Source organism: Janthinobacterium sp. GMG2 (assembly GCF_033949445.1).
GTDB classification, from domain to species: Bacteria; Pseudomonadota; Gammaproteobacteria; order Burkholderiales; family Burkholderiaceae_D; genus Janthinobacterium; species Janthinobacterium aestuarii.
Genome location: NZ_JAXAWA010000029.1, coordinates 1 through 330, shown reverse-complemented (window position 1 = coordinate 330; position 330 = coordinate 1). Strand labels below are relative to the sequence as shown.

The window sequence follows — 330 nt, the reverse complement described above, 5'->3', positions numbered from 1 at the left end:
GGCCGTGCCGCCTGTTGCCGTCAGGGTCGTGCTGTAGGCCGCTTCCGCCGTCGGGTTGGGCAGGCTGGCCGGGGTCAGGCTGACCGTGGCCGACGCAACCGTCAGCGTATAGCTTTGCGTGCCGGTGAACTGGTGCGCATCTTCCGCCTGCACGGTCAACGTAAAACTGCCGGCCGCCGTTGGCGTACCGCTGAGCAAGCCGCTACCGCTCAGAGTCAGGCCGGCAGGCAGGCTGCCGCTCGACACCGTGTAGGCATACGGAGCGACGCCGCCATTGGCCGTCAGTTGCCGGCTGTATGCCGTGGCCGCTGTCGCTGCCGGCAAGGTGGC

At 68.8% G+C, this 330-nt stretch carries 1 protein-coding gene; it reads right to left on the bottom strand.

Translation table 11 applies throughout. From position 1 onward, the window contains the following. On the bottom strand, window positions 1-330 hold a 330-nt coding region (locus tag SKZ59_RS28160; protein ID WP_319993607.1), incomplete at both ends, for an Ig domain-containing protein.